Source organism: Limimaricola cinnabarinus, from assembly GCF_002723615.1.
GTDB classification, from domain to species: domain Bacteria; phylum Pseudomonadota; class Alphaproteobacteria; order Rhodobacterales; family Rhodobacteraceae; genus Limimaricola; species Limimaricola cinnabarinus_B.
Map to the genome: position 1 here is coordinate 39710 of NZ_KZ304954.1, position 18841 is coordinate 58550.

20 protein-coding genes and 1 tRNA gene are annotated in these 18841 nt (G+C 71.0%); 9 read left to right on the top strand and 12 right to left on the bottom strand.

All coding sequences use genetic code 11. From position 1 onward, the window contains the following. From CJ301_RS05950 to CJ301_RS05960, 3 genes are read right to left on the bottom strand one after another with little or no spacing between them, the layout of a single operon-like run. The gene (locus tag CJ301_RS05950; RefSeq protein WP_099275304.1) at positions 1-1158 is read right to left on the bottom strand and encodes a CCA tRNA nucleotidyltransferase; all 1158 of its coding nucleotides are present in this window, start codon (positions 1156-1158) and stop codon (positions 1-3) included. After that, positions 1155-1763 (bottom strand): CoA pyrophosphatase, encoded by a 609-nt coding sequence (locus tag CJ301_RS05955; protein ID WP_099275307.1) that lies wholly within the window; start codon positions 1761-1763, stop codon positions 1155-1157. Before CJ301_RS05955 ends, CJ301_RS05950 begins: the two co-directional genes overlap by 4 nt. Beyond that, positions 1750-2793 carry an Hsp33 family molecular chaperone HslO gene (locus CJ301_RS05960; protein ID WP_099275309.1) on the bottom strand — a complete coding sequence of 348 codons (1044 nt, stop codon included), beginning with the start codon at positions 2791-2793 and terminating at the stop codon, positions 1750-1752. Before CJ301_RS05960 ends, CJ301_RS05955 begins: the two co-directional genes overlap by 14 nt. 70 nt (positions 2794-2863) lie before the next feature. On the opposite strand from CJ301_RS05960, the gene CJ301_RS05965 reads away from it, so the two are divergent. From CJ301_RS05965 to msrA, 3 genes are all read left to right on the top strand, one after another. Further along, positions 2864-3367: an NUDIX domain-containing protein gene (locus CJ301_RS05965; RefSeq protein WP_099275311.1), complete on the top strand. Its 504-nt coding sequence runs from the start codon at positions 2864-2866 to the stop codon at positions 3365-3367. A 22-nt stretch (positions 3368-3389) separates the two neighbouring features. Further along, on the top strand, positions 3390-4616 hold the full coding sequence (locus CJ301_RS05970) for an argininosuccinate synthase (RefSeq protein ID WP_017927770.1): 1227 nt from the start codon (positions 3390-3392) through the stop codon (positions 4614-4616). 105 nt (positions 4617-4721) lie between these two features. Next, positions 4722-5363 (top strand): peptide-methionine (S)-S-oxide reductase MsrA, encoded by a 642-nt coding sequence (gene msrA / locus CJ301_RS05975; RefSeq protein ID WP_099275313.1) that lies wholly within the window; start codon positions 4722-4724, stop codon positions 5361-5363. 4 nt (positions 5364-5367) lie between these two features. Here msrA and CJ301_RS05980 read toward each other — a convergent pair whose 3' ends face one another. The 7 genes from CJ301_RS05980 to tsaD all read right to left on the bottom strand — a co-directional run bounded on the left by CJ301_RS05980 (position 5368) and on the right by tsaD (position 10184). Then, the gene (locus CJ301_RS05980; protein WP_099275315.1) at positions 5368-5958 is read right to left on the bottom strand and encodes an HD domain-containing protein; all 591 of its coding nucleotides are present in this window, start codon (positions 5956-5958) and stop codon (positions 5368-5370) included. Positions 5959-6027: 69 nt separating this feature from the next. After that, entirely contained in the window at positions 6028-6762 is a 735-nt protein-coding gene (locus CJ301_RS05985) for a hypothetical protein (RefSeq protein WP_099275317.1), read from the bottom strand. A gap of 226 nt (positions 6763-6988) precedes the next feature. After that, positions 6989-7384, bottom strand: coding sequence for a DUF1761 domain-containing protein (locus tag CJ301_RS05990; RefSeq protein ID WP_099275319.1), 396 nt, complete (start codon positions 7382-7384; stop codon positions 6989-6991). A 49-nt stretch (positions 7385-7433) separates the two neighbouring features. After that, positions 7434-7859 carry an EVE domain-containing protein gene (locus tag CJ301_RS05995; protein WP_099275321.1) on the bottom strand — a complete coding sequence of 142 codons (426 nt, stop codon included), beginning with the start codon at positions 7857-7859 and terminating at the stop codon, positions 7434-7436. Beyond that, complete coding sequence (locus tag CJ301_RS06000) at positions 7859-8131, bottom strand: YciI family protein (RefSeq protein WP_099275323.1); 273 nt, start codon at positions 8129-8131, stop codon at positions 7859-7861. The genes CJ301_RS05995 and CJ301_RS06000 overlap by 1 nt, the downstream gene beginning before the upstream one ends. Beyond that, positions 8128-9096 (bottom strand): NAD(P)H-dependent glycerol-3-phosphate dehydrogenase, encoded by a 969-nt coding sequence (locus CJ301_RS06005; protein WP_099275325.1) that lies wholly within the window; start codon positions 9094-9096, stop codon positions 8128-8130. The genes CJ301_RS06000 and CJ301_RS06005 overlap by 4 nt, the downstream gene beginning before the upstream one ends. Continuing rightward, a complete protein-coding gene (tsaD, locus tag CJ301_RS06010; RefSeq protein WP_099275327.1) occupies positions 9093-10184 on the bottom strand; it encodes a tRNA (adenosine(37)-N6)-threonylcarbamoyltransferase complex transferase subunit TsaD in 1092 nt (363 codons plus the stop codon). The genes CJ301_RS06005 and tsaD overlap by 4 nt, the downstream gene beginning before the upstream one ends. Before the next feature lie 79 nt (positions 10185-10263). Between tsaD and CJ301_RS06015 the strand changes: the two genes are divergently transcribed. From CJ301_RS06015 to CJ301_RS06030, 4 genes are all read left to right on the top strand, one after another. Further along, positions 10264-10995, top strand: a complete 732-nt coding sequence (locus tag CJ301_RS06015; protein ID WP_099275329.1) for a uroporphyrinogen-III synthase — start codon at positions 10264-10266, stop codon at positions 10993-10995. 86 nt (positions 10996-11081) lie between these two features. Further along, on the top strand, positions 11082-12647 hold the full coding sequence (locus CJ301_RS06020; RefSeq protein WP_162620433.1) for a COG4223 family protein: 1566 nt from the start codon (positions 11082-11084) through the stop codon (positions 12645-12647). Positions 12648-12657: 10 nt separating this feature from the next. Next, positions 12658-14223 carry a heme biosynthesis protein HemY gene (locus CJ301_RS06025; protein WP_099275333.1) on the top strand — a complete coding sequence of 522 codons (1566 nt, stop codon included), beginning with the start codon at positions 12658-12660 and terminating at the stop codon, positions 14221-14223. Positions 14224-14265: 42 nt separating this feature from the next. Further along, positions 14266-14341 (top strand) — tRNA-Thr (locus CJ301_RS06030). 68 nt (positions 14342-14409) lie between these two features. On the opposite strand, the gene CJ301_RS06035 is transcribed toward CJ301_RS06030, so the two are convergent. Beyond that, complete coding sequence (locus tag CJ301_RS06035) at positions 14410-14961, bottom strand: ActR/PrrA/RegA family redox response regulator transcription factor (protein ID WP_099275335.1); 552 nt, start codon at positions 14959-14961, stop codon at positions 14410-14412. 52 nt (positions 14962-15013) lie between these two features. Continuing rightward, positions 15014-15640 (bottom strand): SCO family protein, encoded by a 627-nt coding sequence (locus tag CJ301_RS06040; RefSeq protein ID WP_099275337.1) that lies wholly within the window; start codon positions 15638-15640, stop codon positions 15014-15016. A 91-nt stretch (positions 15641-15731) separates the two neighbouring features. On the opposite strand from CJ301_RS06040, the gene regB reads away from it, so the two are divergent. Both regB and CJ301_RS06050 read left to right on the top strand, forming a co-directional pair. Next, complete coding sequence (regB, locus tag CJ301_RS06045; protein WP_254050082.1) at positions 15732-17132, top strand: sensor histidine kinase RegB; 1401 nt, start codon at positions 15732-15734, stop codon at positions 17130-17132. A 58-nt stretch (positions 17133-17190) separates the two neighbouring features. Then, positions 17191-18831 carry a PAS-domain containing protein gene (locus CJ301_RS06050; protein WP_099275339.1) on the top strand — a complete coding sequence of 547 codons (1641 nt, stop codon included), beginning with the start codon at positions 17191-17193 and terminating at the stop codon, positions 18829-18831. Positions 18832-18841 lie beyond the last annotated feature (10 nt).

Genomic DNA, 18841 nt, shown 5'->3' on the forward strand with positions numbered 1-18841 from the left:
TCAGGAGAGAAGCGCGTCCCGATCGAGCGCGAAGCCCGAGGCGATCCAGCGCGCCTCGATCTCGCGCAGCTTCTCGCCCAGCGCCGGGCCGCTATGCTCCGGCATCAGGTCGGCCGCCCTGACCGGCAGCCGGGCCTCTGCCCCGCCAAGGGCGGTTTCCCGTGAAACAGCGTCGATTTCGCGGCCCGACAGCGCCGCATTGAGCGCCAGCACGTCGAGCGCGCGCGCGGCCCCGAGCCGGTAGCCCAGCTCGCCCGGCCCCCAGCCCGCCTCCATCGCGTCGCGCAGGCTTTGCAGCGCCGCCTCCTGCGCCCGGCTGAGCCGCAGGCAGGGGCCGACATCCTCGCCGCCCACCAGCGCGAGGCGGCGGATCGGGTCGGGGTCGAGTCCGGCCTCCTCCTCGACATGCACCAGCACCGAAAGCGGATCGGAGGCGCCGCCCGGCAGCACCCGCATCAGCACCCCCGACATCGCCATGGAGGCCACGGCGGGCGCAGGGTCGGGGGCGGCCATCAGCTTGAGCATCTCCGCGCCGATCCGCTCGCGCGACAGCCCCTCTATCCCCTCGGCCAGCTCGGCGCAGGCGGCGAGCCCCTCGGCGTCGATGCCGCCCTCGGTCTCGCCATACCAGGCGAAGAAGCGGAAAAAGCGCAGGATGCGCAGGTAATCCTCGCGGATGCGCTCATGCGGCTCGCCGATGAAGCGCAGGTGCCGCGTCCTGAGATCCGAAAGGCCGGTGCCGAGCGGATCGGCCACCTCGCCCCGCGCATCGGCATAAAGCGCGTTCATCGTGAAATCGCGCCGCGCCGCATCCTCGGCGATCTCATCGGAATAGGCGACGGTGGCGCGCCGCCCGTCGGTCTCCACGTCGCGGCGAAAGGTGGTGACCTCGATCGGCGTGCCATGCGCGACGACGGTGATCGTGCCATGGTCGATGCCGGTCGGCACCGGCTTCAGCCAGGCCGCGCGTGCCAGCTCCATCACCCGCTCGGGCCGGGCATCGGTGGTCAGATCGAGATCGGAGACCGGCGCGCCCAGAAGCGCGTTGCGCACGCAGCCGCCGACGAACCAGGCTTGGTGGCCCGCCGTCTCCAGCATGTCCGTCACGGCACGCGCCGGTGCGGTGTCCAGCCAGTCCGCCTCGATCCGTTCGCTCATCGGTTCATCCTTTCGGCCAGGCTGCGCAGCATGCGCGCGGTCGCACCCCAGATGTAATAGGGGCCCCATGGCACCACATAGTAGTGCCGCCTGCGCCCCTGCCAACGCCGCCCCTCGATGCGAAACCGCGCCGGGTCGGTCACGTGCGACAGCGGCACCGAAAAGACCTCGGCCACCTCGCCCGCCTCCGGCACCGGCTCGAAGGCCCCGCGCAAAAGCCCGACCACCGGCGTCACCGAAAACCCCGTCACCGTCTCATGCGGCGGCAGGCTGCCCAGAACCTCGACCCGGCCGGGGGGCAGGCCGATCTCCTCATGCGCCTCGCGCAGCGCGGCCCCGGCGGGGCCGTCATCCACCGGCTCGACCTTGCCGCCCGGAAAGGCGATCTGGCCGGGGTGATGGCGCAGCTTCGCCGAACGCTTGGTCAGCAGAAGACGCGGCGCGCCGCCATCGAGATGGATGGCAGCGAGCACGCCCGCCTGCCGCAGGGCGCGGCCCTCGGGCACGGGCAGGCGCGGGTCGATGTCGTAATCCGACGAGGCGTCGCCCCGCCGCGCCAGCGCCCGCGCCAGCCGGGCCTCTATGCCCGCCTCAGCCCCGTCCACCGGCGGCCTTGCCCTCGGCTTCGGCCTCGGGGCTCTTGGCATCGGGCCCCTCGGTCGCCTCGAAGCCGAGCGTGTTGGGCGAGAATTCGTAATGCGCGCCGCAGAACTGGCAATCGGCGGTGACGATGCCCTCATCGGTGGTCATGTGCGCGATGTCCTTGGCCGAGTAGATCGACAGGCTCTGGCGCACCTTGGCCTCCGAACAGGTGCAGCCGAACTGCACCGGCTGCGTCTCGAACACCCGCGGCGCTTCCTCGTGGAACAGCCGCACCAAGAGGTCGGTCGGCGCCACGCTCGGCCCGATCAGCTCCAGCTGGTCGACCGTGTCCAAAAGCACGTTGGCGCGGGTCCAGTTCTCGCCCTCGTCCTCGTCGAGGATGTCGCGCGCCTCCAGAAGCCCGTCCTCGCCCGAGCCGCCCTCGGGATTGGCCAGCGGCGAGGCCTTGGGCATCTTCTGCAGCATCACGCCGCCCGCGCGCCAGCTCTCGCCCCGGCCCGGCTCGGTCGATTTGCCGAAGCTGAGCGAAAACCGGGTCGGCAGCTGCTCGGACTGCGCGAAATAGGTCTCGGCGCAGGAGGCGAGCGAATCTCCGGTGATCGGCGTGATCCCCTGGTAGGGCTGGTTGCCCTGCCCCTGGTCGATCAGGATCGCGAAGTAGCCCTTGCCGATCAGCGCGTAAGGATCGGCGCTCTCGTCGAGGCGGCTTTCGTCGAAGCTGGCCCAGGCGCGGATGCGCGCGGGCGCGCCGTCCTTGCTCGGGGCGTAGTAATCGGTGGCGATCAGCCGCGCGGGCCCGTCGCCGCGCACCTGCAGCGACAGCTTCCAGCGCAGCTTCATGGTCTGGCCGATCAGCGCGGTCAGAAGCGTCATCTCGGCCACCAGCGCCTCGATCCGGGCGGGGTAGTCATGCTGTTCGAGAACCCGGTCGAGCACGCCGTCGAGACGCGCGACCCGGCCGCGGATGTCGGACTGGTCGAGCTGGAAGGGCAGGACGGTGTCGTCCCAGGCAATGCGGGCGCCGAGGCTCATGGGGTTTCCTTGCGTGTCGGGGATGGGCATACCGCGACCATATAGGAAGCTTGCCCGGAGACAAAAAGGGATGATCCCGCGCTATGGCGAACAGGTAAGGCGCGGTCGGCGCTACAGGCACCGCGCCGGGGTCTATGCGATCCTGCAGCGCGGCGGCGACTGGCTGCTGACCTGCAAGGAAGACGACCCCGAGGACATCCAGCTTCCGGGCGGCGGCATCGATCCGGGCGAAAGCCCGCTCGCCGCGCTGCACCGCGAGGTGTTCGAGGAGACCGGCTGGCGCATCGGCGGCGCGCGCCGCCTCGGCGCGTTCCGCCGCTTCGTCTGGATGGGCGATTACGGCTATTGGGGCGAAAAGCTGTGCCATATCTACAGCGCCCGCCCCGTCCGCCCGCATGGCCCGCCCTCGGAGCCGGGGCACCGCGCGCTGTGGATGCCGGCCCGCGAGGCCGCGCCGCGTCTGGGCAATGCGGGCGACCGCGCCTTTGCCCGGGCCTTCGTCGCGGGCCGCCTGCCGCGCCTGCGCGGCCCGCGCTTGCCCCAAGGGTCGAAAGCCATTAACCCACGCCCCTGAACGCCCATACGGAGAATTGCCCATGGCCGCCCAGCCCGCCCCGAAGAAGGTCGTCCTCGCCTATTCCGGCGGCCTCGACACCTCGATCATCCTCAAATGGCTGCAGACCGAATATGGCTGCGAGGTGGTGACCTTCACCGCCGATCTCGGCCAGGGCGAGGAGCTGGAGCCCGCGCGCAAGAAGGCCGAGATGATGGGCGCCACCTCGATCCATATCGAAGACCTGCGCGAGGAATTCGTGCGCGACTTCGTCTTTCCGATGTTCCGCGCCAACGCGCTCTACGAAGGGCTCTACCTCCTGGGCACCTCGATCGCCCGCCCGCTCATCTCCAAGCGCCTCGTCGAGATCGCCGAGGCCGAGGGCGCCGACGCGGTGGCGCATGGCGCGACCGGCAAGGGCAACGACCAGGTGCGCTTCGAGCTGGCGGCCTACGCGCTCAACCCCGAGATCAAGGTGATCGCGCCGTGGCGCGAATGGGACCTGACCTCGCGCACCAAGCTTCTGGAGTTCGCCGAGCAGAACCAGATCCCGATCGCCAAGGACAAGCGCGGCGAAGCGCCCTTCTCGGTCGATGCGAACCTGCTGCACACCTCCTCCGAGGGCAAGGTGCTCGAAGACCCGGCCGACGAGGCGCCCGAATATGTCTACCAGCGCACCGTCGCGCCGGAGGACGCGCCGAACGAGCCCGAGATCATCGAGATCGGCTTCGAGAAGGGCGACGCGGTATCGATCAACGGCGAGGCGATGAGCCCGGCCACGATCCTCACCAGGCTCAACGAGCTGGGCGGCAAGCACGGGGTGGGGCGTCTCGACCTCGTGGAGAACCGCTTCGTCGGCATGAAGAGCCGCGGCATCTACGAGACGCCGGGCGGCACGGTGCTGCTTGAGGCGCATCGCGGCATCGAGCAGATCACGCTCGATTCCGGCGCGGGCCACCTCAAGGATTCGATCATGCCGCGCTATGCCGAGCTGATCTACAACGGCTTCTGGTTCAGCCCTGAGCGCGAGATGCTGCAGGCGCTGATCGACCGCAGCCAGGAGCACGTCACCGGCACCGTGCGGGTGAAGCTCTACAAGGGCTCCGCGCGCACCATCGCCCGCTGGTCGGACCACAGCCTCTATTCCGAGGCGCATGTGACCTTCGAGGAGGATGCGGGCGCCTATGACCAGGTCGACGCCAAGGGCTTCATCCAGCTCAACGCGCTGCGCCTGAAGCTTCTGGCCGCGCGCGACCGCCGGGTGAAGTGAGCGGTTCGGCGTCGCGCCATCGGGCGCGGCGCCGATCACGCAGCCTTGTCTTGCTCCGGGCGCCGCGCGGCGCAGCATTGGCGGGGACCGACAGGGAGACCCGCCATGACACGCAGACCGCTTCTCGCCCTCGCCGCCGCGCTCGCCCTCGGCGCGCCATTGGCCCATGCCCAATCCACCGAGACCATCACCGTCGCGGGCGGCTGTTTCTGGTGCGTCGAGGCCGATTTCGAAGGCGTCGATGGCGTGATCGAGGCGGTTTCGGGCTTTGCCGGCGGCACGACCGACAACCCGACCTACGAGGAGGTCACCGGCGGCGGCACCGGCCATTACGAGGCGGTGGAGATCACCTATGATCCGGCCCGCGTTGAGGCCCGTCAGCTCTACGACCTGTTCTTCCGCTCGATCGACCCGACCGATGCGGGCGGGCAGTTCTGCGATCGCGGCCCCTCCTACCGCACCGCGATCTTCGCCGATGCGGGCGACAGGGAGGCCGCCGAAGCCGCCAGGCAAGCCGCGCAGGCCGAGCTGGGCCAAGAGATCGTCACGCCGATCCTCGACGACGCGCCCTTCTACCCCGCCGATGCCTATCACCAGGACTACTACAAGAGCAACGAGCGTCTCGCCGTCTCATCGGTCGGGATCTTCGTCCCGAAATCCGAAGCCTACAAGCGCTACCGCTCGGGCTGCGGCCGCGATGCGCGGATCGTGGAGCTTTGGGGCGCGGAGGCGCCTTTCGTGAATTGAGGCTCTAAAGCAGCGCCGACAGGCTCTCGAAACGGGCGATGAAGGCCTCGCGCGCGGCGCGTGGCGGCCTGAGCCGGATCTCGAACCGCGCCGCCAGATCGCGGTCGACCCGCCCGAACAGCCTATCGGCCTCGCTTTCGGAAAACCCGGCGATGCGCACCGCTTCGAGCCAGGCCGAGAGCTTGTCGGCGCGCTTGATCCGGCGCTTGAGCTCGGCGGGCAACACCGCGGGCAGGCCGAAGCGCAGATGGATCGCGGCCGCGAGCCGCGCGTCGAGCGCGCCGTAGCCCGGACCCACCGCCGCCTTCACCGGCGAGATCATGTCGCCGATCACGTATTCGGGCGCGTCATGCAGCAGCGCGGCCAGCCTGTCGCGCGGCGAGGCCGAAGGCTGGCACAGCGCGAAGATCTCCTCGACCAGCAGCGAATGCTCGGCCACCGAATAGGCGAAGTCGCCGCGCGTCTGCCCGTTCCAGCGCGCCACGAAGGCCAGCCCATGCGCGATGTCCGAAATCTCGACATCCACCGGGGTCGGGTCGAGCAGATCGAGCCTGCGCCCCGAAAGCATCCGCTGCCACGCCCTGCCCTTCGCCATGCCGCTCATCTCCCCCCGGATCGCGGCATGGGCTAGCACGCCCGCCGGGCCGCGGACAATCGGCCGCCGTTACAGCGCCAGCAGCAGCGCCGCATAGAGCGCGGCCCCGAGCGCAAAGGCCCAAAGACGGCTTTCGCGCTCCTCGGGCAGCTCCTCCTTGATGACGTTGAGCACCACCGACCCGGCCAGAAAGCCGAAGCCCCCCGCGATCCAGGCTTCGGGGATCTCGTAGCCCAGGCTTGCCAGCCAGCCCGCCGCCACCGCGCCCGCGAGCAGCCAGCGCCCATGGCGCAGGTAGCGCGCCCCGTGATGGCCATAAAGCGCGCGGTCGTTGACCACGAAATGCAGCCCCAGCGCCCCGGCATAGAGCAGCATGCCGAAGACCCCCTCCTCGCGCAGCTGCTCCTCGAGCAGGTAGCCCACGAGGAAATTGTAAAGCGCAAAGCCGCCCAGATGCAGCCAGAAGGCGCCGGCCGGCGAGGTCGCACCGCGCTGCCCGGCCTGCTGCTGCGCCATCCGTTCCAGCGCGTAGAAGACGACGAGGCCGGTCAGCGCCATGAGATAGATCCATGGCGCGGAGCTTTCATGCGCGCCTGTTTCGTCGCCCGGTTCGAGCAGGCTCGAGAAATGCGAAAGCTCGGGCAGCAGGTGCACGAAGACATAGGCCACCGAAACGCCCCCCGCCGCCGACAGCCAGATGCTGCGCGGGGTATGGTCGAGAAACACCAGCTTGGGGCTGAACAGATGCACCGAGGCAAAGATCAGCACGACGAGCGCGGCGCCCGATTGGATCAGCGGTTCCATGCGGCCTCCCGGGTCGGATCCCCGTCTCAACCCGGCCCTGCTTGCCGGGTTCCTAAGGAAGTGGAGGGGATTCGCCGCATAGAAACCTTGCGTCGAATCGGCCCATGCGGCTATCTCCCCCCTGTCGGCCAGAAGGTCAGACCCCAGAGTTTCATGGTTCCGCCGGGTGGGAGTCCGCGGGTGAGACGGGGGGTGCTGGTCTGGTCAGTCGCCCCCCGATACCGCTTCAGAACAGCCCCAGAACGAGCCCCATCGCCGTGCAGCTCAGCGCCGCGTAGCCGCCATCGATCACCGCGAGCGACCAGGGCCGGTTCGAATAGCCGGTGTTGAGCGTGATCCAGGGCGCGATGAACAGCGCCCCCACCGCCAGCCCGCCAAAGGCCCCGCCGAGCCCGCTGTCGATCCTTGCTAGCCCGAAACCATAGCGCATCGTCGCCGCGATGATCAGCATCGCGATGAAGGAGACGAGATAGGGCAGAGGCGAGCCGCTGTTCTCGGGCTTGCCATCCGCGCCCAGCGGCACGCCCGAGGCGGCCATCCACGGCCCGGCCAGCGCCATGTACCAGACCGCGCCCAGCGCGAATGAGACGAGCGCCGCCAGCAGGATCGAGAGAAGTGCCATGTCAGGGTCCTTCGGTTTCCCCCAGCATGGCCCGAACCGGCCCGCGGCGCTAGGCGTCGGCCAGAGAACCCGCCAGCTCGTGGATCACGCGCCACTCATCCTCGGTCACCGGCTGCACCGAAAGCCGCGAATTGTTGACCAGCACCATCTGCGCCAGCCGCGGCTCGGTCTTGATCTCGTCGAGGCTCACCTCGCGCCCGAGCTTGTAGAGCGCGCGAATGTCGACGCATTCCCAGCGCGGATCATCCGCCTTGCTGTCGGGATGCACGGTGGCGCAGACCTCGACCACGCCCACCGCCGCCTTGCCGATGTTGGAGTGGTAGAAGAAGCCGCGATCGCCGATCTCCATCTCGCGCATGAAGTTGCGGGCCTGGTAGTTGCGGATCCCGTCCCACTCCTCGCCTTCATCGCCCTTGGCGACTTGCTGATCCCAGGACCAGACATTCGGCTCGGACTTGAACAGCCAGTAGCGCATCAGCCGATCACCTTCTTCCAGGCGCGGATCTCGACGCTCTCGAACAGCCCGGCGCGGGCATAGGGGTCGTTCCCGGCCCAAGCCTCCGCCGCCGTCCTGTCGGCCACGTCGAGGATCACCAGCGAGCCGTCCATCTCGCCATCCTCGCCCAGAAACGGCCCGGCCATCAGCACGACGCCGGTGGATTCGATGTATTCGAGATGCGCCTCGCGCGTGTCCTTGCGGATCTGCAGCGCGCCGGGCTTGTCGCGGGTGATGACGGCAAAGCTCATTCTCGTTCCTCCTTGAGGGGTCTGTTGATCAGCGCGTCGAGCGCCTGAAGCGGTGTGAGATCGCCCGCCACCATGCGCGCGGTCACCGCCGAGATCGGCAGGTCGAGCCCGCGCGCGGCGGCAAGGTCCGTGACGGCGCGCGCCGTGGCTGCGCCCTCGACCGTCATGTGGCTGTCGAACGCCTCGCCTCGGCCCAGCGCGAGGCCGTAGCGGTAGTTGCGCGACAGCTCGGACGAGCAGGTCAGGACGAGATCGCCGAAGCCCGACAGGCCCATCAGCGTCTCGGGCGCGGCCCCCAAGCTCGCGGCGAGGCGCTGCATCTCGGCAAAGCCGCGCGTCATCAGCGCGGCGCGGGCGCTGTCGCCAAGGCCTGCGCCGATGCAGGCGCCGCAGGCGATGGCGATGACGTTCTTGAGCGCGCCGCCCAGCTCCGCGCCGATCACGTCGGCGCTGCGATAGAGCCTGAGCGTCGGGGTGGAGAGCGCCTGCTGCAGCGCCGCGCCGCAGCCATCATCGGCGCAGGCCAGCGTCAGCGCCGTGGGCAGGCCGCGCGCGATATCGGCGGCAAAGCTCGGCCCGGTCAGCAGCGCGGGCGTGGCCGATGGCACCGCCTCGGAGATGATCGCGGTCTGGCCGGTGAGGCTGTGCAGGTCGATGCCCTTGGCGCAGGCGACGAGCACCTTGCCCGCGAGCGCGCCCGCGTGCTCGGTGACGAAGACCCGCGTCGCCTGCGCGGGCAGCGCCATGAGGATCGTGTCGCAGGCAAACAGGCTTGAAAGCTCCGAAACCGGCTCGATTCCCTCCGGCAGCTCGATCTCGGGCAGCCGCGCCACCCGGCGCGTGCGGCGCATCTCCTCGACCGCCTCCGCATCGCGCGCCCAAAGCGTCACCGCCTGCCCCGCCTGCGCCAGCGTCACCGCCAGCGCCGTCCCGAACGCGCCCGCCCCCGCGATCCCGATTCTCATGCCTTGGCCCCCTTCTTGCCCGATCCGATCATCGGCGCCGCGCGCGCATCGAGCGGCCAGCGCGGCCGGGCGGAAAGGCCGAGCCCGTCCGCCTCTCCCGCCGCGAGCCGCGCCAGCCCGGCATGGGCGATCATCGCGGCATTGTCCGTGCACAGGCTGAGCGGCGGAGCCGAAAACGCGACCCCGCGTTCGGCGCAGAGCGCCTGCAGCGCCGCGCGGATCGGCCCGTTGGCCGCCACGCCCCCGGCCACGGCCAGCGCCGGGCGCGCGGGCGCCAGTTCGAGATAGAGGTCGAGCGCGCGGCGGGTCTTCTCAGCGAGAATATCGACCACCGCCTGCTGGAAACTCGCGGCGAGATCGGCGCGCGCGCTTCGGGTCAGCCCGCCGGCCTGTGCCATCTCGGCATCGCGCGCGCGCAAGAGCGCCGTCTTCAGCCCCGAAAAGGACATGTCGCAGCCGGGCCGGTCCAGTAGCGGACGGGGCAGCGAAATCCGCTCCGCGTCGCCCTGCCGCGCCTCGGCTTCGACCGCCGGGCCTCCGGGCTGCGGCAGGCCGAGAAGCCGCGCGGTCTTGTCGAAGGCCTCGCCCGGCGCGTCGTCGATGGTGCCGCCCAGCCGGCGGAAGGCGTCCTCGCCCTCGACCACGAGAAACTGGCAATGCCCGCCAGAGACCAGCAGCATCAGATAGGGAAAATCGAGCCCGTCGGTCAGCCGCGGCGTCAGCGCGTGCCCCGCGAGATGATTGACCCCGATCAGCGGCAGGCCGGTCGCGGCCGACAGCCCCTTGGCCAGCATCACCCCCGACAGCACCCCGCCGATCAGCCCCGGCCCGGCGGTCACCGCGATCCCGTCGAGATCGCCCATGCCGAGACCGGCCTCCGAAAGCGCCGCCTCGACGCAGTGATCGAGCACCTCGGCATGGGCGCGCGCCGCGATCTCGGGCACGACGCCGCCGAACGCCGCATGCAGGTCGGCCTGACCGCGCACGATGGAGGACAGCACCCGCGGGCCGTCCTGCGTTTGGCGCACCACCGCCGCCGCGCTGTCGTCGCAGCTCGATTCGATGCCGAGAATGGTGAGTCCGGTCATGTCCGCCCCGCTTGCGCCCGCGCTCTGCGCAGCTACCATCCCGCTTCGCTTCGAACAATGCCGCGAGGGGAGTGACGCGATGACCGAACCGATGTTGCTGCTGACCCGACCCGAGCCCGCGGCGCGGCGGTTTCTCGCGGAGCTTGAGCTTGCCGCCGGGCGGCATGTGCCCGCGCTGATCGCACCCCTGCTTCGGATCGACGAGATGACCCCGCCGCGGCCCGAGCTTGCCCCCGCCGCGCTGATCCTGACATCGGAGCGCGGCGCGCGGGGTGCGGCGCGGATGGGCTATGCCGGTCTGCCCGCCTGGTGCGTCGGGCCGCGCACCGCGCAGGCGGCGCGGAGCGCGGGGCTGATCCCGCGCGAGGGCGGCGGCTTTGCCGAGGCGCTGCTCGCCGAGATCCTCGCCGCCCCCGACGAGGGCCCGCTCCTGCACCTGCGCGGCGATTACCAGCGCGGCGATCTGGTCGCCCGGCTGCGCGCGGCGGGCCGCGATTGCGCGCAGGCGGTGGTCTATGCCCAGTCGGCCCGCCCGGCCCCGGCCGAGGCGCGCGCGCTGCTCGACGGCACAGCGCCGGTCCTGGCCCCGGTCTTCTCGCCGCGCAGCGCCGCGCTGCTCGCCGGCTGCGCCCCCGTGGCGGCGCCTTTGACGCTGGTGGCGATCAGCGCGGCGGCGGCGGCGGCGCTGGCGCCGCTGGGTGGACGTGTCGTCACCGCCACGCGCCCGGACGCCGAGGCGATGATCGACGCAACCCTCGGCGCCCTTGCGACGTTCGGTAGCACGGACCCGGTGGGCGGCAGCAGCGCTTGAGGCCCCGCACGGGGCGGGCTAGGGTCTGCAAATGCCGTGGCGGCATGGATAAAACCGACACGGTCGGGGACGGAAGGGACAGGGCATTGGCACGCAAGACGACAGGCACCCCCGGCAGGCCGGCCGGCGCGAAGACGGGCACGAGGACGAATGGCAAGCCGGAGACGCCCGGCACGACGTCGAAAACAGGGCCACAGACGGGGCCGCAGAAAGGGCCACGGACCGAGCCGAAGACCGGCACGACGCCCGACCTCCCCGAGACCGCCGCCACGCCCCCGAAACCGAACGAACCGGATGACAAGGGCCCGGGCGCCGCGGCGCCCGAAGCTGCGTCCGCTCCAAAGACGGATGCCGCCGAAGGCCCGGCCAAGCCGCGCCCGGCAAGTGCTGCGGTCGATCTCGGCACGACCGCCCGCCCCGCCGCCGCCCCCGGCACGAGCGGGGTGCCCGCCGTCAAGCGCGCGACGCGAAGCGAGGAGACCGCCGGCGCCGAAACCGCACAGGCCAAACCCGCGCAGTCCAGCCCCGGACAGACCAGCCCCGCGCAGGCCAAGCCCGCCCCCTCGGAGGCCGCCGGCTCTAGCAAGCCGCGCGATCCCGCCACTGCCACCACAACACCGCCCCAGCCTGCGCCGCGCCGCTCCGGCGGGCTCGGCGCCGGGCTGATCGGCGGGCTGATCGGCGCGGGGCTGGTGCTCGGCGCGGGCTGGCTCTGGCTCGACCGCAACCCGCGCGCAGACGAGTTCGACACCCGCCTCGCCGCGCTGGAGCGCGACACCGCGCCCTTGGCCGACGAGATCGAGGGGCTGCGCGGCGAGACCGAAACCCGCCTGTCGGAGATCGACACCCGGCTCGGGGCGGCCGAGACCGGCCTGTCCGACATCGGCGCCCGGCTCGATGCGAGCGCGGACGACCTCGGCACCCGGCTTGCCGCGCTCGATGCCCGCCTGACCGAGACCGAGGCCAATGCCGGCCCCGACGGCACGCTGGCGCGCGAGGCCGTGGCCCGCTGGCAGGGAGAGGTCGACGCGCTGCGCGCCGATCTCGAAGCGCAGGCGCGGGAGATCGCCGCCATGGCCGAAGAGGCCGCGCAGCAGGTCAGCGAAGCCGAACGCACCGCCGAGCAGATCGAGGCCGAGGCCGCCGCCGTCGCCGCCCGCGCCCGCGCCCGCGCCACGCTGGCCGAGATCGAGGCGGCGCTGGAGACGGGCGAGCCCTATCCCGCCCTGCTCGAAGAGCTGCAGGCCACCGCGCCCGCCGAGATCCCGGCCGCGCTCACCGCGCCCGCATCCGAGGGCGTGGCCAGCCGCGCCGAGCTGATCGAGGCCTTTCCCGAACCCGCCCGCGCCGCGCTCGCCACCGCGCGGCGCGAGGGGCTCTCGGGCGAGGAGGGCGGCCGCGTCGCGGGCTTCTTCCGCGATACGCTGCAGCTGCGCTCGACCGCGCCGGGCGCTGGCGCCACCACCGATGCCGTGTTGTCGCGCGCCGAGGCCGCGCTGCGCGATGGCCGCCTGGCCGAGGCGCTCTCCGAGATCGAGGCGCTTCCCGAACCGGTCCGCGCGGCGATGTCCGACTGGATCGCCCCGGCCCGCACCCGTGCCGAGGCGCTCGCCGCCGCCGACACCCTGTCGCAATCCCTGACCGAGAACTGAGGCGCCGCACATGCTCCTGTCCCTGATCAAGATCCTGGCCTTCGTCGCTGTCGTCGCCGGCCTCACATGGGGTGCCGCGCGGCTCACCGACGTGACCGGCGGGGCCGAGATCGCCATGGCAGGCTACGAGGTCACCCTCGGGCCGCTCCAGCTCGTGCTGGCCATCGCCCTGCTCGCGCTGCTCGGCTGGCTGCTGTTCAAGGCGCTGGGCCTGCTGCTGGCCCTGGTGCATTTCATCAATGGCGACGACACCGCCGTCAGCCGCTGGTTCTCGCGCTCGCGCGAGCGCAAGGGCTACAAGGCGCTGGGCGACGGCATGATCGCGCTCGCCGCCGGCGAAGGCGAGACGGCGATGGCCAAGGGCCGCCGCGCCGAGCGCTACCTGCGCCGCCCCGACATCACCTCGATCCTCGTGGCGCAGGGCGCGGAGCTGACCGGCGACCGCAAGACCGCCGAGGGCGCCTATCGCGACCTGGTGAAGATCGACCGCACCCGCTTTGTCGGCATTCGCGGGCTGATGCGCCACCGTCTCGCCGAGGGCGACACCGACACGGCGATGAAGCTCGCGCAGAAGGCCTTCGAGATCAAGCCGCGCCATGTCGAGACGCAGGACACGCTCCTGCGGCTGCAGGCCGAGGCGCATGACTGGTCCGGCGCGCGCGCCACGCTCGACGCCAAGCGCCGCTCGGGCAGCCTGCCGCGCAATGTCGTCAAGCGGCGCGACGCGGTGCTGGCGCTGTCGGAGGCGCGCGACATCTTCGACGAGACCGCCAGCATCGAAGCGCGCGAGAAGGCGATCGAGGCCAACCGGCTCTCGCCCGGCCTGATCCCCGCCGCCGTGATGGCCGCGCGCAGCTACCTCGCCGTCGGCAACACGCGCTACGCCACGCGGGTGATCCGCAAGGCCTGGGAGATGGAGCCGCATCCCGACCTCGCGCAGGTCTTTGCCGAGATCGCCCCCGAGGAAGACCCCAAGGCCCGCCTCGGCCGCTTCGCGCCGCTGCTCAAGGCGCGGCCCGAACATGCGGAGACGCGCATGCTCGAAGCCGAGCTGCTGATCGCGGCCGAGCAGTTCAACGAGGCGCGCCGCGCGCTGGGCGATCTCGTCGAAACCGACCCGACCGCGCGGGTGCTGACGCTGATGGCGGCGATCGAACGCGGCCGCGGCGCCGATGACGCGGTGGTGCGCGGCTGGCTGGCGCGGGCGCTGACCGCGCCGCGCGGGCCGCAATGGGTCTGCGAGAACTGCCACAACGTGCATCCGCACTGGGAGCCGGTCTGCTCGAACTGCCACGCCTTCGACACGCTGGCCTGGACCCGCCCGGCCGAAAGCGGCACCACCCTGCCGCGCGGCACGGAGATGCTGCCGCTGATCGTCGGCGGTGGCGCGGGCGCTGCCGCGGCGGTGCCTGCGGTGCGCGAGGGCGCGGCCACGGCCTCGCCGCTGCCCGCGGACGAAACCGCCTCCCCCGCCCCGCGGGCCGAGGCGGTGAGTGAGGCCGAGATCGTCGAGCCCAAGGAGACGATCGCGCCCGAGCGGAGCGAGGCGGACGCCGTCACGCAGGGGCGAAAATAGCCCTTTTCCCTCCGGCGTCCGGGTGCTAAGAGGCGCCCGGGCGCCGCTGTAGCTCAGCTGGTAGAGCACGTCATTCGTAATGATGGGGTCGGGGGTTCGAGTCCCTTCAGCGGCACCACCGCCCAAGCGGACGAAAAAAGGGCGCACCCCTCGGGGCGCGCCCTTTTTCGTTTCAGCGAAGTGCCCCTAGCGCGGGCTGCGCTTGGCGAGGATGCGCTGCAGCGTGCGGCGGTGCATGCCCAACCGCCGCGCCGTTTCGCTCACATTGCGGTCGCACAGCTCGTAGACCCGCTGGATATGCTCCCAGCGCACCCGGTCGGCGCTCATCGGGTTTTCGGGCGGCGGCGGCAGCGCGTCGCCGCGCGCCAGAAGCGCATTGGTGACCTCGGTCGCGTCGGCGGGCTTGGAGAGGTAGTCGGTCGCGCCGATCTTCACCGCCGCGACGGCGGTGGCGATGGCGCCGTAGCCGGTCAGCACCACGATCCGCGCCTCGGGGCGGCTTTCGCGCAAGACCTCGACCACGTCGAGCCCGTTGCCGTCCTCGAGCCTGAGATCGACCACCGCATAGGCGGGCGGGCTCTGCGTGGCGACACGCCGCCCCTCCTCGACCGTGCCGGCGAGGGTGACCGCGAAGCCGCGCTTTTCCATCGCCTTGCCGAGACGCTTGAGAAAGGCCTCGTCGTCATCGACGAGCAGCAGGCTCGGATCGGGGCCGAGGTCGATCGCCTCTGCGTTCATGTCGGGATCTCCTCTTGCGCGTGCGGGAAACCTAGCGTCGCCCCCGGCGGGGTCAATCCACCGCCTCGACCAGGCAGGCGGTGCGGCGCGCCACTTCCTCGGGGCTGTCGTCGCGCTTGAAGAACTCCACCGTGCCCTCCTCGGGCAGCACCAGATAGGTCATCGTCTGGTGGTTCATCAGGTAGTAATCGGGGTCGTCATCGGCGCGGGCGTAATAGGTCGAATAGGCCTTGGCCGCGGCCTCGATCTGCGCCTCGCTGCCCGACAGCCCGACCATCTCGGGGTGCATGTTGGCGGCGTAATCCCCCATCACCTCGGGCGTGTCGCGCGTGGGGTCCACGGTGATGAAGACCGGCTGCGCCGCGATGCCGTGATCCTCGGCAAGGATGTCGACGGCCGCCGCGTTGCGGGCATTGTCGACCGGGCAGACATCCGGGCAGGAGGTATAGCCGAAATAGACGAGGCTCGGCTCGGTGATGACATCGGCATCGGTGACGGTGCGGCCCGCCCCGTCGAGCAGGGTGAAGGGCCCGCCGAGCTGGTCGAAGCCGCCGGCGACATTGCCGGTGCGGCAGGCGGCGAGACGGTCCGACGGGGCGAGGATCGTGGTGGCGACCAGGGCGCCGCCGACGATGGCGGCGACAGCGGCGGCGGCGGCGATGGCTACGGGGCGTTGCATGCGAACTCCTGTGAGACGGGGCGCCGCATTGATGGCGGTGCGCGGCGCACCTATCAATGGTCGTCATTGACGCACAAGCCGGAGCCGCGCCTTGCCCCTTCCCGATACCGAGCTGGCGATGCTGCGCGACCTGGGCCGGCGCAACAGGGTGCGGCTCAAGACCCAGATCCTGCTGCGCTGGATCGCGCTTGCGGGGCAGACCGCGGCGGCGCTGGTGGCAGCGCTGGTCTACGGGCTGGTGTTTCCCATCGGGCCGGTGGCGATCACCATCGGCGCGGCGGGCATCCTCAACCTGCTCGCCGGCTTTCTGCTGCCCGCGACGCGACGGCTGAGCGAGGGCGAATCGACCGCGATGCTGGTCTTCGACATCGCCCAGCTCTCGGTGCTGTTGTGGCTCACCGGCGGGCTCGACAACCCCTTCGCGCTCCTGATGCTGGCCCCGGTGACGATCTCGGCCACGATGCTGCGCCTGCCGGGCGTGCTGCTGATCAGCGGGCTGGCGCTCGCTTCGGTGACGGCGCTGTGGCTGTGGAACCGGCCGGTGCTGTCGCCGCAGATGGTGGCGCTGACCCTGCCCGAGCTTCTGCGCTTCGGCTTCTGGCTGGCGCTGGCGATCGGCATCACCTTCATCGCGCTCTACGTGCGGCGGGTGACGCTCGAGATGCAGGCGATGGGCGATGCGCTGGCCGCGACGCAGCTGGCGCTGGCGCGCGAGCAGAAGCTGACCGATCTGGGCGGCGTCGTCGCCGCCGCCGCGCATGAGATGGGCACGCCGCTGGCGACCATCACCCTGACCGCCTCGGAGCTGGTCGACGATCTGTCGGACAACCCCGAGCTTGCCGAGGACGCGGCGCTGATCCGCACGCAGGCGATGCGCTGCCGCGACATCCTGCGCTCCATGGGCCGGGCGGGCAAGGAGGACACGCATCTGCGCCAGGCCCCGCTCGAGGCGGTGGTGCGCGAGGCGGCCGAGCCGCATCTGGCGCGCGGGCGCGAGGTGGTCTTCGCGGTGGGGGCCGAGGCCGGCAACGGGGCGGGCGAGGAGCTGGAGGCGCAGCCGCTGATCCATCGCCGTCCCGAGATCGTGCACGGGCTGCGCAACCTGATCCAGAACGCCGTCGATTTCGCCGAAGGCCGGGTCGAGATCGACCTGTCCTGGACCGAGAGCAGCATCATGGTGAAGATCGAGGATGATGGGCCGGGCTTTCCGCCGGGGCTGATCGGCCGGATCGGCGATCCCTTCATGCGCTCGCGCCGCAGGCCGGGCTATGAGGGGATGGGGCTGGGGCTGTTCATCGCCAAGACGCTGCTGGAGCGTTCGGGCGCGCGTCTGAGCTTTGCCAATGGCGGCGAGAGGCTGCGCGCCAGCGGCGCCGCCGCGGGCGGGGCCATCGTCATGGTGGCCTGGCCGCGCCAGACGCTCGAAGCCGCCGCCACCGTCCGGCCCGCCAATCCACATTTCCTGCCCTGGGACGGCGCGCCCCGTAGTTAACCTCTGGTTAAGACTTCCTGACCAGTCTGGCACACACCCGCCACAGTTGCGTGCCCCCATGTTTTTTACACCGCCTGCCTCGTTGCTGATCGTGATCTTCGTGTCGACCCTTTCGGCGGCCGCGATCGTCTCCCTGATGACCTGGTGGCGCGACCCGAACCGACGCGACAGGGGGGCGGGCGAGGCCGGGCAGAGCATCTTTCTCTTCGATGGCGATTGCCTGATCGACGCCAGCCCTCCGGCGCGGCGGCTGCTCGACCGGCTCGACGGCATCGGCACGGAACGCGCCCGGCTCTGCGCCCTGCTCGAACACCGGTTTCCGGGGCTCGGCGCGCGGCTCGACGCGGTCGAGGGAGACGGCAATTTTCGCAGCGAAGCGCGCGGCGGGCTCGGGCGGATCGAGGTCGAGCATTGGAGCGGGCTGCTGCGGCTGACCCTCGATTCCAACCAGGAGGCCGCCGCCGTCATCGACGCGATCGCCTTCGCGGCGCTGCAAGACGAGCTCGAGACCTTGCGCTGCATCGGCGAAGACGCGCCGCAGCTGATCTGGAAGCTCGACGAGAGCGGCCGGCTGAGCTGGGCCAACAGGGCCTACATGGCGCTGGCCGAACGCATGACCCGCCCGCCCGGTGGCCGCTCCGACAGCCGGTCCGACGGCCCGCCGCGGGAGTCGGTCGGCTGGTCGCCCGAAGAGCTGTTCCAGGAGTTCGATTTCACCCCCGCCGGCCCGGATGCGGAAAGCTGCCGGGTCAATCTCGTCCTGCCCGGCGAGACCCGCCGCCGCTGGTACGAGATCACCCGGCTGCGGCGCGGCACCGAGCGGGTGCATTTCGCGCTGGAGATCACCGAGATCGTCGAGGCCGAGCAGGCCCGGCGCAAATTCGTGCAGACCCTGACCAAGACCTTCGCGCAGCTCGCCATCGGCCTTGCCATCTTCGATCGCGAGCGCAAGCTCGTCATGTTCAACCCCGCCTTCCACGACCTCACCGGCCTGCCGATCGCCTTTCTCAGCTCGCGCCCGCAGGTGCAGACCGTGCTCGACCGGCTGCGCGACGGCAACATGCTGCCCGAGCCCAAGGATTACGCCAGCTGGCGCGAGCAGGTCGCGGCGCTGGAGGCGGAGGCCGCGCGCGGCACCTATTGCGAGACCTGGTCGCTGCCCAGCGGCCAGACCTACCGCGTCACCGGGCGGCCGCATCCCGACGGGGCGGTGGCCTTCCTGTTCGAGGACATCACCGCCGAGATCTCGCTCACCCGGCATTTCCGCGCCCAGATCGACACCGGCCGCGCCGTGCTCGACACGCTGCCGGAGGCGATCGCCGTGTTCTCTGCGGGCGGGACGCGGCTTTTGCACAACAGCGCCTATGACGCGCTCTGGGGCGAGACCGGCTCCGACCTTGCCGAGACGGGGCTGACGGATGAGATCCGGCGCTGGCAGGGGATGCTCGCCCCGACCCCGGTGCTGGGCGAGCTGCGCGATTTCGTGGCCGCCTTCGGAGAGCGGGCCGAATGGAGCGACCAGCTGCGGCTGATCGACGGGCGCGGCCTGACCTGCCGCTTCACGCCGCTGCCCGGCGGCGCGACGCTGACCAGCTTTTCGCCCGAAATGCCAGACCGGCCCCGCATTGCCCTGCGCACCACCACGCTCGAGGAAGCCGGGCGCGAGAGCGAAGGGATGATCCGCCTGCAACGCGGCTGACCGGGCGTTT

Bases quoted from the DNA above. Each gene is read 5' to 3' on its own strand.
- CJ301_RS05950 (WP_099275304.1), bottom strand. From the start codon at position 1,158: ATGAGCGAACGGATCGAGGCGGACTGGCTGGACACCGCACCGGCGCGT.
- CJ301_RS05960 (WP_099275309.1), bottom strand. From the start codon at position 2,793: ATGAGCCTCGGCGCCCGCATTGCCTGGGACGACACCGTCCTGCCCTTC.
- CJ301_RS05965 (WP_099275311.1), top strand. From the start codon at position 2,864: ATGATCCCGCGCTATGGCGAACAGGTAAGGCGCGGTCGGCGCTACAGG.
- CJ301_RS05970 (WP_017927770.1), top strand. From the start codon at position 3,390: ATGGCCGCCCAGCCCGCCCCGAAGAAGGTCGTCCTCGCCTATTCCGGC.
- msrA (WP_099275313.1), top strand. From the start codon at position 4,722: ATGACACGCAGACCGCTTCTCGCCCTCGCCGCCGCGCTCGCCCTCGGC.
- CJ301_RS05980 (WP_099275315.1), bottom strand. From the start codon at position 5,958: ATGGCGAAGGGCAGGGCGTGGCAGCGGATGCTTTCGGGGCGCAGGCTC.
- CJ301_RS05985 (WP_099275317.1), bottom strand. From the start codon at position 6,762: ATGGAACCGCTGATCCAATCGGGCGCCGCGCTCGTCGTGCTGATCTTT.
- CJ301_RS05990 (WP_099275319.1), bottom strand. From the start codon at position 7,384: ATGGCACTTCTCTCGATCCTGCTGGCGGCGCTCGTCTCATTCGCGCTG.
- CJ301_RS05995 (WP_099275321.1), bottom strand. From the start codon at position 7,859: ATGCGCTACTGGCTGTTCAAGTCCGAGCCGAATGTCTGGTCCTGGGAT.
- CJ301_RS06000 (WP_099275323.1), bottom strand. From the start codon at position 8,131: ATGAGCTTTGCCGTCATCACCCGCGACAAGCCCGGCGCGCTGCAGATC.
- CJ301_RS06005 (WP_099275325.1), bottom strand. From the start codon at position 9,096: ATGAGAATCGGGATCGCGGGGGCGGGCGCGTTCGGGACGGCGCTGGCG.
- tsaD (WP_099275327.1), bottom strand. From the start codon at position 10,184: ATGACCGGACTCACCATTCTCGGCATCGAATCGAGCTGCGACGACAGC.
- CJ301_RS06015 (WP_099275329.1), top strand. From the start codon at position 10,264: ATGACCGAACCGATGTTGCTGCTGACCCGACCCGAGCCCGCGGCGCGG.
- CJ301_RS06025 (WP_099275333.1), top strand. From the start codon at position 12,658: ATGCTCCTGTCCCTGATCAAGATCCTGGCCTTCGTCGCTGTCGTCGCC.
- CJ301_RS06035 (WP_099275335.1), bottom strand. From the start codon at position 14,961: ATGAACGCAGAGGCGATCGACCTCGGCCCCGATCCGAGCCTGCTGCTC.
- CJ301_RS06040 (WP_099275337.1), bottom strand. From the start codon at position 15,640: ATGCAACGCCCCGTAGCCATCGCCGCCGCCGCCGCTGTCGCCGCCATC.
- CJ301_RS06050 (WP_099275339.1), top strand. From the start codon at position 17,191: ATGTTTTTTACACCGCCTGCCTCGTTGCTGATCGTGATCTTCGTGTCG.